Raw genomic sequence first — 16,905 nt, forward strand, 5'->3', positions numbered from 1 at the left:
ATCAAGCAACGACACACATGATTCTGTTCCTGTCTGTCGATGTGCCTAGCTCATCAAGTCCTCAAGGTCGAGGGTCAGCTCGCCATTGCCGTCGAACTTCAGCCCCCCGTTAGGCGCGAGTGCCACGGCCAACCCGACTTCATCACTCGCCACCCCTTCGTCACACTGGATCTGCAGCGCGGGCCTCGGAGATTCGGCGTCGAACTCCACGCCCCGACCGGGCCGCACCTGCAGTCCAGTGTTGGTTAGCGCCAAACCGGCCCCTGCATTGACCGACAGTTGTGACGACCCATCAGACGCCTGCTTACACGTCAAGCCACCGTGTTGCGCCAGTTTTACATCGAGCGCGCCGGTGTCCTGATCGAGCTGCAAACCACCGGCAGAAGTCAGTATCAGATGCAAACCAACGTTGCGCTCGAGTCTCACTCCCGGCCCCGCCGCGACACTCAATACGTTTTCCGCCACCTTCAGCCCGCCCGCGTCCGCATCAGTCAGATTGAGCATCGCCTTGCCTATATCCGCTCCTGCCGTTCCGATTTTCAAGCCCGGGCCGGGCGCGGACTCGCTACCCAGCCCTAGCAACGTCGCTCGGTTTGCCAAATCAATCAGGTTTACAAAATCGGCAGCCCGAGGTACCGCTGCAACCATCCCTGGCTTTATAGTGAACGCGTCACGGACCGCGGCCAACGACGGCTCTGGACGGTACGGGCTCGAACTTTGCATTTCGGATTGCTTTTCAGTTTTCGATGTTGACATGTCACGCACCTCTTGCCACCCAGTTCAGTTTTCGAGACAGTCCGGCGGGCATGCCGCTATTGGATTTGAAGCGCTTAATCCTTTGCCACATAGAAGACCAGTGCATTCTTAAGCGCATCCACATTATTCGGACGGGTCCACATAGTCAGTTCGTCTTGCGATTTTTCATCCAGAATATGGGCGATTCCAACCCCTGTCCTGTTGTCGATCGGCGCATAACCGATCGACAACAGATCGAGTAATCGATAGGACAGGTCACCTGCTGGTTGGCCTTCCTGCTGCCATTGTTGGTAGAGCGTGCCGAAGTTCTGGAAATCAACATCGTTCAACCAGTGCAGTTGAAATGTGAGATGACTAGGCACTTCGTCAGCCAGGATGCCCCGTACCCATCGATCCACGGCCATCGGATCGGCGACCGGATCCTGCCTGAGTCGCTCGCGAGGCAATACCACACTCAGCGTCAATTCGAACAAATCCTGGTTGTATGGGGCCGACCACTTCCACAGGTAGGTCTTATCGGTTGGCCAATCATCAGAACCTTCCCATTGAGCCAACACACAGCCTGCGACCGGATCAATCTGCACGATCGTCGCTGTGTGCAGATCAGGCGGCGACATCGGCTGCTTCGTATCGAATCTGCTCAGCGTGATCGTGGTACCCGGCAGCAAGTCGTCGGGGAAGCTTTCCACCCATAACACTCTACACTTCTGAGCGAGATCGTCTTGTAACCGGCTATTTATCGTCTGATATGACGGCTGGTACATAAGGTCATAGACCTTACGCTTAAGCCATACGGGACTGAGTTTCCATTGCCAAAATTTTCCCTCCTGGTAATCGGCCACGATCGACTCTGCCGATCCTTGCAAACGATGGTGCTGCTTCAAATCGATCTCGACCGTATAGACCGATCCGGTGATGCTCACATCATGAACCACATTTGCAAGCAGCGGGATGGTCTCTTCATCGTGGTCTTTCGGTATCAGGTCGATGAGTTGACCCTTCTGAAGACGCTCCGCTCCGCTTCCCGCCATAAGCTTCAACGTCAGCAGATCTTTGGGCCTGTCGTGCTTGATGTCCTGAATATCCTGCCAGTCGCGGCGCAAATCCTCGAAAGCGGGTGCAACGGGTAATAGTTCTCGGTGTTCAATCAAATAGAATGGCACATCCTCACGCCGGATGTCCTTGAATCCCTGGCCACTAAACAGCCTTGGCCCCATGCCCAGGCGTGCGGCGATGCGCCGCTGCAACGCTGACGGCTCGCTGATGCTAATAGCCGCGCGATCATAGGTCAGCGCGGTAATCTGGCGCAGATAGGCTTGCTGAACCCGACGAAACTCTGTGCTGCTCACTTTGAGCAGCGTCCGCTCAGCCCGCCCCGCCCCAAAGTAGCCCAATAGATAGTTTAAGATCTGCAGTTCTTTCTCGTTGTCCCGTGCAGCTTTGCCCGCGCACTTTGACAACCCGTCGATGTAATCATCCAATATCCATCGCGCATTGTCGCGACTCGGCTCGTCTTCTGGCGCGAGCACTTCCTTCTTGTCGCGCGCATAGGCAGGTAATTGCCCATCGCCCCAAATCAGTGGCGTATCCGGCATGCTCGACTCCGGCTTGAGATCCTCACGCCGATCGAACGACAATACACTGGGTAGTTGCGCCAGCTGCGCACAGCGATTGACCAACCATTGCTCAAACGGTAGTAAAAACAGCATCAGTTGACGTACCGACTCGCGAGTCGCGATTTTTGACGGAGCATCCGGCACCGTTGTCAGCTTATCCCACACCTGCTGCAAGCCATAACAAGCCGGCAAATACGAGCCTGCGCTGCGGTAGCGCGCCGGATCCCGATATTGGCCGTATGGCATCTGCTTGGGCTGTTCACGTTGTCGGGCAGGCTGCTGCGCCTGACAATCGAGTTTGTTCAGTTCGTCTTCGAGTGATTTTTCCCCCACGGGGAACTGCTGTCCTCGCTTCCGGAATTGCAGACCGCCGTTTTTCAGCAGTTGATCCAAGTCGCGCTTGCCATCCTCTTTGCGCCAGGCGAGTGGATAGTGCTCCGGCGGCACCGTGAACTGGGTGCTGTCCTTTCCTTTCAATGCCACGGCGCTTACACGCTTGACTCCGGTAAGCGCCTGCAGCGGTATCGCTAACCGCCGCACGTCCAGCACGCGCGCTTGCCGGTAATCGACCAACGTGGGCAACTGCGTCATCCAGCCGTGTTCGAGTTTGGGGCCACAATAGACCGTATCGACCGCATACCCTCGCCCAGTCAGCTCGTTCGCACTCACATGTTCGATCGGCGCATTGAACCAGTGCTCCACCGTCATCACCACCTTCGCCGCCAAGCTGACCGCCTGGTCGTCGGTCAGATCGTCGTCAACATCGATGACAAGTTGCAATGGCACTGGTGCCGGCTTAACCCAGCACACCTGGGGGATCGATTCACACAGATTCCGGTGTGCCTGAAAGAAGGCGTCGACCGCCGCGCTAGCATCGGATTGCAAAATTTCTGGGTGAGGCGCGGCCCACAACTGATAGCTCCCAGCAAGCACATAGTCTGAGGGATCCGGCTGCATCGGGAACCGGAATTCAAGTGTCTTTAGATCGTATTGGTAACGGTAACGCGCATCAAAGGTCGCCGGTTCAAGCTGCGCATCGAGCAAACAAAAGCGGCTGCTGCCGCTCTCGCCCACCGTCAGATCCAGCAACGCACGGCGGTAATCATCCAGCGTGACCGGGCCGCACGTCAGCGCACGCTGCGGCCCGTAGACCGGCGTAATCAGACTATCCTGTTGTTGCCACTCGGGATCCTGCGTCTTCTCCGGCGGCCGTTCTTGAGGTGTGAGCAGATCGATCAGCGGTAACGTATGCCGATAGCTCACGTCCGCCGCAATAAAGGTCAACGCCTGCAGCAATGTTACGCCCGGATCGTGCTCGCTCGGATCGGTCCACAGTTTACCTGAATGGGCCTGGATGGTCTCCTGCACTTGGGACCAAAGCGTATCGAAATGAATCTGTTCACGCACGTCGTCCGGGACAGTCAGCTCTTGCGCCATAAATCGACCTTATTTTGTATTAGCAGTTATCCGAGTGCCCATCCAGCGTCTGCGCACACTTATGTTTTAATTCCGGTCGATCACGCTGGATGGCTAGGTGCACCGTGCCTTCATTGCCGTAGCTGTCCGTTACGTGGGCGACTGGCACGCCGGTATCAAGTGTGCCCATCGGATAAGACTCAATGCCGCCGCTAATCGCAAGATCAGTCTGTTTCGAACGGATATGCAACCCGTATATCGTCAACCATTGCATAGGCTGACGACACGGGACCGGACTGAACACAATATCCGTGTCCCCGAATGAAATCGATTGCCTGTTCTCGCCCAGCGGGATTTCAATGGTTGCGCCTTGTTTAATCCCATACCGCTTTATAGGAGATTCAGGAGGCCCCGAATTGGAAGGCTCGGAAGACTCCGGACCGACCCACCAGCAATGAATCGCATCATCGCTTACCGTAATTGCATGCGGTGCCTCATCCGACAGCATTTTGATCGCCGTACCCCAGGCTTTGCTCAACTCCTGACTCGTTAACACCGTCGGCAGCGTCGGCATCAGTGTGAGCTGCGCCGGCCCCACCAATAAAGTGTTCGCCTGCAACACATACGTGCCTAATTCAACCGATACCTGCGCATCGGTTGCCACGGCAAGCGGCACAGGCGGCAGCGTGTTGATCACCCAATTTTCGGGCGCAGCGTAATCCACCTTTGGCAACACCTGCAGGCCCAGTTCGAGGCCCGCCTCGTGCGAACGCAGCTTATAGGTCCGACCATCCGAGAGCGGCACGTCGGCACCCACACCGATGCGATATCGCCCCACAGTCTGATCAGCCTGGATATATCGGTGTAACGACCACAGATCGTCCTTCGTCGGCAAGATATCCCGCTTGCTCGCAACCTGCACGGGCAAGCAGTATTGGCCGGTTTGGTTAGTGCAGCTTGGACCAGCAGGGGATCCCTGTGCGTCCAGACGCTTGCCTGTGTCGCAGTCGTACAGAAAGACCTTCTGGTCCTCAATATCTATTTGACCGGCGCCCGCAAAGGTAAGCTTCTTCGGGATCACGCAAGCTACTTCGACGTGATTTCGCCCATTGCCATAAATTACCGCGCGTTGCCAGTACGCTCCCGCCAGCTGCTCCCGATGAAACGCTAGTTTGACCTGCGCATATTCAGGCGACGCAAACACCGGCACTAACACCTCGGTGTCCGCTGCATCCACCGAGTCCTCTCGCCCATTGAGCGTCAGACTGTCAACATGTTGCACAACGTCGCAGGCCTGGATCACCCGCATCATCTCGTGATACGCCAGTGGCTGTCCGATCAGGCTCACCGATACGTCGCTCGTACTCCAGGCCAAATAATGAGTATGCAACGCCTGCTGGATCTGCTGGTTACCCAGCGCGCGGCTGATACCTGGCGCAAAAGTAATGGACCATCTCACCTGGACCGGCACATAGTCCGGATTGCAGCAGGTGATCTGTAGCCACGGTGATGCGCGTTGTGCAAGCCAATCACGCATCTCGTTCAGATGGGCCTGGCTGAACGCTGGTCGTAGCGCATCGTCGTTGTCATTCGCTGACGCATGCGGCATCAGCACGATCGTCTGACGCGCACGGTGCTGCATCGCGCGTGCCATGCGCGACTCGGCCAGATGCAAATCGCGGATGCCCGGATAGTAATCCCGCAATAGGCGCCCGATATCCCAGTCGGTCAGCGCACGTTCGCGATGACGCAGGCGTGCCGAGACGCGCGCAATCCATGCCGCGCGTGTCTCGGCCGCTCGCCCGCCCGCGGACGGCCATGGTTGCAGCACGCGTTGCAGACCGTCCACCGAATCAACCGTGGCCACAATTGTGCCAGCGGGTAGCGGCTGCTTAAAATGGGCCGCATCGATCGTCTGGGGTTCGGCAAGCGTAGCCGACAACGCGTTGGTGTGCAGGCCGCGCACCCACGGATACACGGGCATTGACACAGCCTGCGACGGCTCGCGGGCCGGGGACTTGACACGCACGCGTAGCCAGTAGCGCCCTGGCGGCATCCGACGCTGCAGCGGCGACTCAATCTGGGCCGTATCAAGCGCATCGTGCGGCCAGCTTAGCGACCACACGCCGCTGGTGCGCCAACCGTTCGTGCCATCGATCAAGGCGTCGTCCAACAGCTCCCAGTGGCCATCTTGCGCATCCTGCGCCAAGTAACTGCATTCATCGAAGGCCAACTGTTGCGGACTACGCAATTGCCAATGCAAACTCAACAGCTGATCCGGCTCGATCGACCGAATGCCGAGATACAGTTCGTCGCCATCATACGGTGGGCTGGCCTGCCGTGCATAGCCGAACGGCAGCTGCACGCTTTGCTCAAATGCGTTTGATGTATACGTGACTGCCCCCGCCTTGGGCGCAATGAATGAGATCGTCTGCACGCCAGGTACCGCGCCGCCGTCCGTCAATGAAAGCCGGACCACCGGCACGCTCGTCGTCAAGCCATCCAGTTTAGACGCCGCAGCGGGCTCCAGATCAGCCTGCTCGAACGAGAACGTGATTTTTTTAGAGTCCTTTGGATCAGGTTGAGAGTCCTTGCTCCCGACCCAATGATCCCCCGCACTAACTTCCGCATGCAGTTTCGATGAATCGATGTTGTCCGCGAACGTGACAACCAGCTCCGGTAGGGTCCTGTCGCCAGGCAGATCCAACTGAACCAACGTCACAATCCGCGCCGCGCGTACTGGACGATCCTCATCGGGGCTCGGCTCAGGCAAAATCGATTGGGGTACCGGCGCAAACAGGCGCACGCCGCCGATTGGCCACGCCTGGCCCGCCGCCTCGTCAAACAGCACTCGTGCCACCCGCGCCTTCTGTGACCCGGTACACCAGCGCAGATCCGTGCACCGCGAGTGATTGACCGTCCATGTCTGGTCCAGCCGGTACACGCGTGCGGTGCCTTCGCTGTCCTGGCCACCATCGAACGCCAAGCCGGCTTTCATGACCAGCTCGGGGCACGCGTCCTCCAACACTGCCGAGAGCATCACACGGTCCGGCTGCGCCACGCGCTCGAGCATGCCCAGATAGTCGCGGTAATATAGATCCCGCAGTTGCTCAGGCAACTGGTTAATCAGCCGCCGGGGCGTGTCGAGCAATTTGAGCATCGCCAGCACGACCGTTTGCGCAATAGGCAATTGACCGTCGGCTCGTTCGGAGCCGGCGGCCAGTTGCGCAAGGGTGCGCAGCACCGCGTCACGTTCGTGCTCTGGGCCAAACAGTACCGTCTCCCACGTGTCGGTACCGTCCTGCGTTACCGACGGCAATGCTCGACTGTACTCCGCCAACTCTTGCAGCAGCCGTGGCACGCTGCGATCGTCCAGCACGAAATCCATCTCGGGTGGCACAATCGGATCGGACATGGTTAATCTCGTTGATAGGAAGGAATTGCCTGCTTTTGCCTTTCTCTAGCCGGCGTAGGTGGAGCGCGTCGGGCTCTCGGTTATAAACTCTCCAGTGCCAAGGTACTCCGACATAGGATCTTCCTGGGGAGGACTGGAAGTTGATTTAGCCTTGCTTATTACTTTAAGCTTCGCTACAAATTTCACTCCCTTGACCATGACCGGCTTTCCGCTCACAACTCTCGGCGCAGTTTGTCCTTGAAGTTTTTCGATGACCACCTCCCCAACCCCGCCCATAAAAATCCCTGATTGGTATGTCACACCCGGTACTTTTACGCTGGCCTCATCACCGCTGATGCATATCTTCTTGCCATTCACCGAAAATTGCCCACTTCCTGCGATATGCGCGACCGGCGGAGTGAGCGCCACCGCAGGCCCAAACGTCGTGTCAAACTGCACAGTATCGCCGTCCAACACCACAAGCTTCAACGGGTCCATCAAAATCCCCTGTCTTGTCCGTCTGCAATGTTCACTGCGCCCGAAACACGATCCACCGTGTCACCTTCGGCCAGCCGATAGGTTACGTCCACGTGCAATGCACCCTGTTGCTGCATATCCGGATACAGCGACACCGTCTCGAGCGCCACGCGCGGCTCGTTACGCGCCACGCTGTCAGTAATGCGCGTATGCAGCTCGGCAAACAGGGGCTCGCCGATGTTGCGAAACATCGCGAACTGCAGATCACACCCGTAGTCCTCACGCATGATCCGCTCACCCGGTTGCGTCATGAACAGGATCCGCATACCTTGCAGCAGATTTTCCCGTGCCGTCTTGGCCAGCACGACACTGCTTTCCTGCGACGTATCTGCCGTGAAACGTGGCGGAAATGCCCAGCCGCGACCAAACAATTCGTCGACCTTGTCTGACATGATGGACTCCTTATTGATTTAAACTTCGCTTTGAATCGATCCCATCACAATTCAGTTTTTCAAGTTCACCGTGGCGCCGGTGATATCCACTTCCGCTTTACCGTTAATAACGATCTTGGTATCACCTGTGATGTCGACTTCCGTACTACTCTTGATATCGACTTTGTTCTCACCCGTAACCTCCACCTTCGGTGCGGTAACGCTCACGCTTTCGCCACCATGTGACACATCAAGCACAACCTTCTTCGTACTGCTCACCGTGGTTTGCTTTTCGGCATCACTGATCGTGACGCTTTCCTCGCCGCTTTGAATAACCGCCTTGTCTTTAGCGTGTACCTTCAGCTGTTTGTCCGTCTGCATCTCGATATCGCCTTGCGGATTGCGCAGCGTCACCTGACGCGTGCTCTTCGCGTCGATCGCTAGCTGCATCTGCTTATCCGCCTGCTTCGGATCGCCCACCGCTTGCGTGAATGTGTCGTGCACTTGCATCGTCATGTCTTTGTCCGCCGTCATGCGCACGTTACCGTTTTCCTTACCCTGCCCAAAGCTTGCGCTCAGTTGGATGTCGCCATCCTTACTCGCCAGTGTGATGCCGTCCTGGTCACTGAGCTTGAATTGATTTTTCGGCTCGCCGTCTACCGTCTTTGTGTTGAAATAATTGACCTTCACTTCCTGCTTGTCCCGATCGAACAGCCATTCGTACCGGCGCTCATACTGGTTCCCGTTTTTGGCGTCTTGCAGGATCATGCCCTTCACATCATTTTTCGCATCGAGCTTGTATGGCGCCTTATTCTTCGGGTTGTGCATTGCGCCAAGCATCACCGGAAAGCGCGGATCGTTCTCAAAAAACCCGAGCACGATCTCATCGCCCGGCTCTGGATAGAAAAATACGCCGTTGTCCTGGCTCGCATACAGATGCGTGACGCGCGCCCATAGCGGCTTGCTCTCATCAATCGCCGGCACCTTGACGCGAATCCGATCCCAATCCGTCTTCGGATCCGCCTTGAACGTGTCGACCACCCCAATCGTCAGTCCCTGGGCCTTGGGCACCAGGGGCGCATCCACCTCCCGAACGGCCTCCAGCCCCAGCATCACCGTCGTGCGCCACACGTTCTCTTCGGCTCGAAACCGATGCACGACGCCCGTCACCACACCGAGCCCATCGAGTTGCTTACCAAAACCCTTCACTTCCAGCGTCTCGCCCAGTTGGTAATCGGCCTGCCCGCGCAGCGTGAAACGCGCCTGCACACCCATCGCCTGCTGGCCCAGCAACCGGCCATTAGCCAGCGCACCACACTCGGTCGCGCTGAGCGGCACACCGTATTGCAGCGACCACGTCGCCGCCTGCGCTGACGCCTGGTCAACCAGCGTCTTGAGCGACGCGGGGTCCAATGCGTGGCTGCCCAGTTTGGCTGCCTTGCCGCGCTTGGGCGGCAGCATCGCCTGCTCGCCGATATTCCACGCTGACACGTTCACGCCGTGAGGCATATCCCGGTTGTTTGAGAGCCACATCGCTTCCTCGATTGGGCTCGTCGGTTTGTTGGCCTCCAGACGATGCTGGGCACGAATCGCCAGCTTCGGCACGCCGATCGACACCTGCGCCTGCGGCAGCAACCACAGTCCGTTAGCCGCCAGCCGTGCGCGCACAAACGCCCAGTCCGAGCAGTCGTATTGCACCATCTGCTCGTGCTTAAGCTCAACACTGGCCGGTATCATTTCCAGATGGACGCCGACCCACTTCACCGACACGCCATGCTCTTTTAGAATCGCCTGGATGATCTGCCGATCGCTTTGCTCGGCAAACACCCGGCTGCGATGCGTTGTGCTGAGCCGTTGCATACGATGCGCCACGCGCAGCGTTAATCGCTTGCTACCCTGGCGGACCGTGACCTCGCGTGCGATGATCAGGCCCTCAAAGAGCACGTTGCCCGCGGCCTTGATCGTCATCGGTTGGTTCGGCGCGCACTGCGCTAAATCCGCTTGCAACGCATCGTAATCGTCGTGCTCGTTTAGCGCGCTTGTCCAGCGCAACGTGGCAGATGGCAGTCGATTGGTCAGCGTTTGCACATCCACTTCAGTGAGCTGGAATTGCTTCAGAATGCCGCCTTGGCCAAACTCCACCGCAATATCCAGTGCCGGTGCATGCGGCGTCACCTCGCCCGCCTGCACGCGCGGCATATGCCGGTTCGCGAGACCGCGCAGTGGCGTGGCCCCACCCGGCCGACCCGGCGCTGCGGTACGCTGCTGTCTTTGGATGGCTGCGAGCGTAATACGCGCCACCGCCCGCTGGGGCGCGGCCTGCCGGTTGAATATCGAATAGTCGATTTCCAGCTGCGTCATGCGCGCCCAAAACTCACGTGGCGCATCGTTGTCCGACAGCCAGCGCACGTTGCCCCATTGCACTTTCAAAAAGTGCGGCTCGCCGGTGCCGCTGTCAAGATCGAAGCACAACGCGCGCAGGTGCGCGAGCTGCGCTTCAATCGAGCCACCTGAGCGCGTGCCAATCGCGTCCAGCATCAGCTCCAGGCTCACTTCGCCCGGATTTGAGCGCACGTAGCGACTCATCTGCCGCTGATCGTTCACATACTGCTCCGGCGTATAGTCGGCGCTGTAGCTCACCTCGATCGACTCCGGGTTGTACATCGCCTCGAACGTGCCGAGCGGGTGCCGGCCATCCCGATCCCGATACGCGGACAGCGTCAGCTTGACCAGCGTCTGTTCCCGTGCGCCCATCTCGTCTGGCTCCCGTTAGTCCTCGTCTCGTCCGAGTGCGAGCGCCGCATGCGGCGCCAGCACGCTTATACTGTCCAAATTGTTCTGGTAGGCCAGCGACAGATAATCGCGCGCGGCTGCGCTGCGGCCCGACTGTGCGGCCACCAGCGGCAGCGTATCGCCACCCGGCACACGGTGCGCGAGCGCCTGACGCACCTTGCCCGCCAGCTGGCGCTTTAACCCGCCATCGGCCATTAACGTGAGCCGCGCGCTGGCCTGTAGCACCTGGCCGCTGCGATCGAATTGCGTATAAGCGACCCGCAGTGAACGGGCCCGACCGGCAAAATATCCGTCGCCATGCCAGCGCATCTGCCCCCAGACCACCCGCAGGAACATCGGCTCGCCGGTCTGACTATCCGGCTCGATCCCAAAGCACATCCGATGCAGCGACTGAATCGCGGTGGCGACATCATCGCTCTGGTCCCAGCGATTAAACATGAGCTCCAGCGACAGGCTGCCCGGCTGCACCTGCCGGTACGCATCGCCGGGCCAGGTGGTCGTAAGCGACGCCTGCGACACGTAGTCGGCCTCATAGCTCAGATGAATTGAGCTCGGGTTGTACAGTGTCGTGAGCGTGTGCGTAGCCGTCACCGCGTCGCGATCCGCGTAAGCTTCCACGCGCAGTTTTGCCAATGCATGATCGGCTCGCATCAGACCTGCTCCTGGTGTTCACGCAACGCCTCCAGCACGCGTTGCACAACCCGATCAATCAGCTGCGCCTGTTCCAGCGAATTTAAGTGCGGTGCGGCACGCCGCGGCACGCGGCCGCGTTCGTCGTCCACCACGCGCGCTTCGATCACCAATTGCCGAATCTCAACGGTCATGCCCGCACCCCCAGCCAGCGCATCCGGTGATACGCCAGCTCCATCGTATTGATCAATACCGTATTGCTGCTCGCGTCCAAATCACCAACCTGCCATCTGATCGGCACCACGCCGGTGAGTGTCCAGCTGCTGATCGGTAAATCATGCTCGTCAAGCAACATGATGATCGCGGTCAATCCGTCCGAAAACTGGTCCAGCGCCTTTTGCGTGAGCTGCCCTAGCACTTTCGCGTCCAACCTGTGCATCACGCCGTTCACCGCTTTGCCGACCCCCGCTATACCCAGCGCGCTGATATCGAAGTCGTTAAAAACGCGGCCCAGCCAATCCGTGAGCATCGTTGTGGGCATCACGCCGCGCTCGAGCACTACGTTGCCGAACGTCACCCGTTCTGGTAAATGCCGGCTGCCCACGTTGTCGCCGCCCTCATTCACCGTCTTCACGCTCAGTCCTCGCGACAGGCCGCTAATACGCTGAAACCGCATATCAGCAGCCGACACACTCGGCACACGATTCAAGAAAAACGTCGCCGTGAAGCGATGCGACAAGCTTGGCGCACTCGGTTCGATGATTTTGACCATGATCCTTGTTCTTTTCGCTTGTTACGCGGCCTGCTCAATTGCCGTCTGCTGATCCAAACGCAACTGAATCTCGACAAATTCCGCCGCATGCAACACCGCCAAGCGCACTTTGATCCGTAATTGGCCCGTGATCACATCGTGTGCCGTCATGCTTTCGCCCAACCCCACGTGGACTTCGAATGCCTGCTCTTCGCGCGCGCCCGCCAACCCGCCGAGCTGCCACAACTCGTGCAGCCACGCGCCCACCACTGACTTCAACTTGAACCATGTCATCGGCTCGTTCGGCTCGAACACTGCAAACTGGCACAGTTGTGTCAGGCTGGTCTGCACGTATGTCACTAACCGGCGAACTTGCACATAACGAAACGGTCCCGCCGTCGTACCGGCTAGCGTGCGGCATCCCCATACCCGTACGCCTCGCCCGGGAAAGCGGCGAATCAAATTAATTGACGGTGCATCCGGATTAAACCACTGCTGCGCGCCGCTCTCGTGGCATTCGGTGCGCACCACTCGCGCCAGTGCCTCATTAGCCGGCGCCGACCACACGCCGCGCTCGCGGTCCATGCGCACCATCATGCCCACGACCGCCCCGCTGGGCGGCAGCACCAGTGGTTGTGTGGGGTCGACCTGCGTTTCATAGTCCGTCACCAGGTGCGGCCCATACAGCGCCGCGTGCTGGCCGCGCGCACCCAAGGCGTGGGTCGTGCGCAACAGATTCAGGCATGCCTGGGCCCGTTTCATGTCGCGCGGCGCATCGAGCACAAAAAACCAGTCTGGGCGTGCCTGACACGCGTCCAACAGCGCACCCCACCGGTCGACATAAGCCTGTGCCGACTCGTCTACTCTGCTGGCCGTTGTTAGTGCTTTTTCGGTCAACTCCCCTAATTGTGGTATTGCAACAAGCGTAATTTCCGTCTCGCTTAGAAGCGACTCATACGTTCGCGAGTTACGCAGCTCGTCGAGCGTGGGCGGTTTATCCTGCACGTACAGGTAACACAGCTCTCCGCCATTATCAAAATAATGACGCACACTCTGGTACAGTGTCCCTTGCTTTTCCCACGGCCACTCGTCCACCGTCATCAAGCACACCGGCTGGCCAATCTTCTGAACGTTGCACTTCGGCTCTTGCTCAAGCCAGCCTATCCACACCGGCACGGCACTGGGCACCTGCGGTGCCTGCGGCGTCACGCTGTTCGTCTCGGCCAGCCTAACCCCAGACATACTCCATTGCTCCGACCATTGCGTGCTCATGCCGCGCTCTCACTCTCGTCGCCCGCGTTTACCACTTTTTGCATAAACTGCAGCTCAATGAATTTTGCCGGGCGTACTGCCGCCGCACCTACTTTCACGGTTATTTTAGATCGCCAGGAAATAAATCGCCGTCTGTGTCGGAATATCCAGTTCGTCGGCAATAATCGCGCTGCGGACCACTATTCAAACGGCGCCCCGTTATGAAGCGCCACCCACTTTACATCGCGTCGGATCCGGTTTCACGATACCGATAGCTGCTGCTGCGACACTTGCAAGATGATGAACTCGGCCGGACGCACCGCCGCCAGACCGATCTGCACAATCAGCTTGCCGTTATTAATGTCATCTGCCGTCATCGTCTGGCCCAGTCCAACATGCACGAAATATGCTTGCTGCGGCGTACTACCCTGCAGTGCCCCCTGCCTCCATAGACCGTGCAGATAAATATCGATGGCACTGCGCACCCGCTCCCACGTCGGCGCGCTGTTCGGCTCGAACATCGCCACCCCCATCGCGCGGCGCACGTCTTTTTCCAGCGCATTGAACAGGCGCCGCACCGGCACATACCGCCACGTGTCCAGGTCAGACTTCAATGTACGCGCCCCCCAGATCAACGGACCCGTGCCACGAAATGCGCGAATCACGTTGATTGCTTTGCCGCCCGGGCTCGGCACATTCAGTATTCCGTTGAGGTTATCGGACACCTTATACTTCGGTGTCACGCCGCCTTTGAGCGCCACATTGGCCGGCGCCTTCCACACCCCGCGTTCACGGTCCACCGTACAATACGCGCCCGCAACCGCCGCGCTCGGTGGAATATCGGCGCGCGTCGTCTTATCTGACTTAATCGCCCAGTCCGCCTGCAGCCACGGGTAGTACGCCGCCGTGTACGGATTCGAGTCGTAGCCTTCTGTTGCGTCCTTTGGTTCTGTTGCGTCCTTTGTCTTTTTCGGCGCCCCTTGATCGTTGCTTATACTAGTTGTCGAGGTTGTCACCTTCCCGTTAGGATCAATTTCATCAGACGGCCCGTCGAACACCGCAAAGTACGTGTTGCCCGGCTTGCAGAGTGTGCTGACAGACGTCTTGAAACTGTCTAATTTTACCCCGGCCTGCACCAGTAACGTGATGTCGTCGAACCCCGGCACGGCCGACGCCAGCGAGTTCACGTCCATCACATAGGCTCGCCCGCCGCCGTTGTCGAAATACGTCTTCAGCGACAGATACAGCGGATCGCTTAACAAATCGTCGTTAAATTTATTTAAATTATTCTGAGCTTCCGTCAACTTTTCTGCCGTTGTTGCGTCGGCCACTGCTTGCTGCAGTGGATCGCGCTGTTTTGCAATGAGCTGGCTTACGTCCAGCCACGACTGGATTTCCTGGCCGTCCTTCAGGACCAGAATCGGTTTGTCGGAATACTTAGCCCTTTTGTTTTCCTCATACGCAAACACCGGAATCGCTGTCTCGCCCGCCGGAATTGACAGCGCAAGTTCAAACGGCTCCTCCACATACACCCCAGGTACCTTGTAATCGGCCATGATCCCCTCTTTACATTCATTGTCCATTCACCAACTCAACCGTTTGGCGACGCGCTTAACTCTTAATGAAAATTTACCGTCACGCGATCCGCCGCCAGGCTCAGCTCCTCGAACGCCACCTCGTTGCTCGTTGCATCCAGGCTTGGCGCGGTGAGCTTGGTCGGAAACGCGTTGCTCACGTTCCACGTCACCAACAGCTCTTTACCCGACTCATCGGTCAGGCTAATCGAGATGTCCTTCTTTTCCACTCGGTTCAGTGAAATCGAGCTCATCCAGTCATACAGCTGGCTATTCTTGGGCATTACTCCACGCTTGAGCGTGAGCGTAACTGATTGTGCCTGGCCTGGCATTTGATACAAGCCGCCGAGCCCGTCCTTGTACTCAATCTTTTCCACCGACTGTTCTAACCCCGACACGCTGCTGAAAGCCATCTGCTCCTTGCCGACCGTTACCGTAAAGCGGTAGGTCGGAATCGGATAAGTCGCCGCCATCGTCTTGGAATCCAGTGCCATGCTTTATTTCCTACGTTAATAAGCGTAATCGATCCACTTCGTTACACCACATACTGGGCCCCCTTCCCGACGGGGAGGTGCCGACAGCCAATCGACATCTCCAGCCGGTTGGAGCCACCGCGTACGTCGCTTCCTCTTCATCGTCAACGTCCTATTCGTGTGCACCACTCGCCTGACTCGTCTGGGCGGATCGCACACTCTCTTTGTGCGGCATTCAGCACATACCGCACGAGAACGCGAGTGACCGCATGATATGTGCTGACCCATCGTCTTTGTAGCGCAAATTGTTTTTAGACAGCTGCCGCATCCCGAAACGCAAAACGCTCACCTATGTCCGCTTACCGCGCACGTCTTCCCCGAAGGCTGCACGCTAACGGCGGCGGCGGATTACCCGGGTTCGACAGCCGTGGTTATCCTCTAAGAGGGCTGATAAAGCGCTTACACGGGAGACAAAAAAACCAGATAACACCCTCATTCCATCTCACAAGGGCGAGAAATCGGCGTGCGCACAGAAGAGTTTCGACTGAGCGTGAGGGTCATTCGCCGCATCGAAACTGAATTGTGAGCGGGACAGCCGAAGCAACTGACACGCTCGCGATACACTGCTCAAGCGCATCGTGCGCGCCCAAAGTACCATGGCTCGCTTTTGCTCCACCGTCAGCTCGAGTGCCTGCAACACAGCCTGTAGTAGCATCCGGTCGGCTTGTTCGCGCAACATTTGGCGCCGCAGTACCGCGTGCTCACGCGCAAGCGCATCCCATCGTTGGATCGCTTCGGCCGACATGCCGGTATAGGTCTGCTTCCATAAATACAATGTCGCTCGGCTAATGCCGTGAGTCTTGCACAGCGCCAATGTTGAGTCCCCCGCTTTCCATGCGTCGAGTACGGCCATGCGCTGATGTGCGGACAATTTGTGTTGCCTCATCGAGTTTCCTAGTAATGTTGCCCCGTTCCAGGCGGCGAGCGAGGCGCTGCCGCCGGCAGGGCGTTTTTGAATTTCTTGCTTACACTGTTTAAAAACTATTCTTTCTAGACATTGCTTTAGAATTGAGATATATATGGCTTACTGCTGACATGATGTAAGCGTTGCCGCAGCCTTGCAATTAACCGTCTCTCATTAGCACAATTCCATATTCCAAGTTGGATATCGATTAGGCGCCGCATGCCGCGCCATATAACAGAGTTTCCTGCAGGAGGATCATTGGCGTGTGCCAGATAGCCGCCAAGCCGGGCAAGCTTGATCAGGTTGCGCAAGAGCAACGGTGCCTGCGGAACAGGGCGGCTGATCATGGTGAGCCAGAATATGCGCCATGATTGCTTTA

General features: G+C 58.0%; 13 protein-coding genes. All 13 read right to left on the reverse strand.

Translation table 11 applies throughout. The features are described from left to right. Positions 1 to 45: 45 nt before the first annotated feature. The 13 genes from B0O95_RS06175 to B0O95_RS06230 all read right to left on the reverse strand — a co-directional run bounded on the left by B0O95_RS06175 (position 46) and on the right by B0O95_RS06230 (position 16,508). Positions 46 to 504: a hypothetical protein gene (locus B0O95_RS06175; protein ID WP_146064000.1), complete on the reverse strand. Its 459-nt coding sequence runs from the start codon at positions 502 to 504 to the stop codon at positions 46 to 48. 326 nt (positions 505 to 830) lie between these two features. Then, entirely contained in the window at positions 831 to 3,809 is a 2,979-nt protein-coding gene (locus B0O95_RS06180; RefSeq protein ID WP_104077128.1) for a hypothetical protein, read from the reverse strand. Positions 3,810 to 3,828: 19 nt separating this feature from the next. After that, positions 3,829 to 7,203, reverse strand: coding sequence for a baseplate J/gp47 family protein (locus B0O95_RS06185; RefSeq protein ID WP_104077129.1), 3,375 nt, complete (start codon positions 7,201 to 7,203; stop codon positions 3,829 to 3,831). 45 nt (positions 7,204 to 7,248) lie between these two features. After that, the gene (locus B0O95_RS06190) at positions 7,249 to 7,680 is read right to left on the reverse strand and encodes a hypothetical protein (RefSeq protein ID WP_104077130.1); all 432 of its coding nucleotides are present in this window, start codon (positions 7,678 to 7,680) and stop codon (positions 7,249 to 7,251) included. Continuing rightward, positions 7,680 to 8,111, reverse strand: coding sequence for a GPW/gp25 family protein (locus B0O95_RS06195; protein ID WP_104077131.1), 432 nt, complete (start codon positions 8,109 to 8,111; stop codon positions 7,680 to 7,682). Before B0O95_RS06195 ends, B0O95_RS06190 begins: the two co-directional genes overlap by 1 nt. 51 nt (positions 8,112 to 8,162) lie before the next feature. Then, positions 8,163 to 10,844: a CIS tube protein gene (locus B0O95_RS06200; protein WP_104077132.1), complete on the reverse strand. Its 2,682-nt coding sequence runs from the start codon at positions 10,842 to 10,844 to the stop codon at positions 8,163 to 8,165. Between the two features lie 15 nt (positions 10,845 to 10,859). Continuing rightward, the gene (locus tag B0O95_RS06205) at positions 10,860 to 11,534 is read right to left on the reverse strand and encodes a CIS tube protein (RefSeq protein WP_104077133.1); all 675 of its coding nucleotides are present in this window, start codon (positions 11,532 to 11,534) and stop codon (positions 10,860 to 10,862) included. Beyond that, positions 11,534 to 11,707 (reverse strand): DUF5908 family protein, encoded by a 174-nt coding sequence (locus tag B0O95_RS16045; RefSeq protein WP_199180442.1) that lies wholly within the window; start codon positions 11,705 to 11,707, stop codon positions 11,534 to 11,536. Before B0O95_RS16045 ends, B0O95_RS06205 begins: the two co-directional genes overlap by 1 nt. Further along, entirely contained in the window at positions 11,704 to 12,285 is a 582-nt protein-coding gene (locus B0O95_RS06210) for a phage tail protein (RefSeq protein ID WP_146064001.1), read from the reverse strand. Before B0O95_RS06210 ends, B0O95_RS16045 begins: the two co-directional genes overlap by 4 nt. Positions 12,286 to 12,306: 21 nt before the next feature. After that, positions 12,307 to 13,536: a phage tail sheath family protein gene (locus B0O95_RS06215; protein WP_104077134.1), complete on the reverse strand. Its 1,230-nt coding sequence runs from the start codon at positions 13,534 to 13,536 to the stop codon at positions 12,307 to 12,309. A gap of 239 nt (positions 13,537 to 13,775) precedes the next feature. Then, positions 13,776 to 15,071 (reverse strand): phage tail sheath family protein, encoded by a 1,296-nt coding sequence (locus B0O95_RS06220; protein WP_233203171.1) that lies wholly within the window; start codon positions 15,069 to 15,071, stop codon positions 13,776 to 13,778. Between the two features lie 62 nt (positions 15,072 to 15,133). Then, positions 15,134 to 15,583: a phage tail protein gene (locus tag B0O95_RS06225; RefSeq protein ID WP_104077136.1), complete on the reverse strand. Its 450-nt coding sequence runs from the start codon at positions 15,581 to 15,583 to the stop codon at positions 15,134 to 15,136. A 481-nt stretch (positions 15,584 to 16,064) separates the two neighbouring features. Next, positions 16,065 to 16,508 carry a helix-turn-helix domain-containing protein gene (locus B0O95_RS06230; protein ID WP_104077137.1) on the reverse strand — a complete coding sequence of 148 codons (444 nt, stop codon included), beginning with the start codon at positions 16,506 to 16,508 and terminating at the stop codon, positions 16,065 to 16,067. Between the last annotated feature and the right edge of the window lie 397 nt (positions 16,509 to 16,905).

This window comes from Mycetohabitans endofungorum, assembly GCF_002927045.1.
GTDB classification, from domain to species: Bacteria; Pseudomonadota; Gammaproteobacteria; order Burkholderiales; family Burkholderiaceae; genus Mycetohabitans; species Mycetohabitans endofungorum.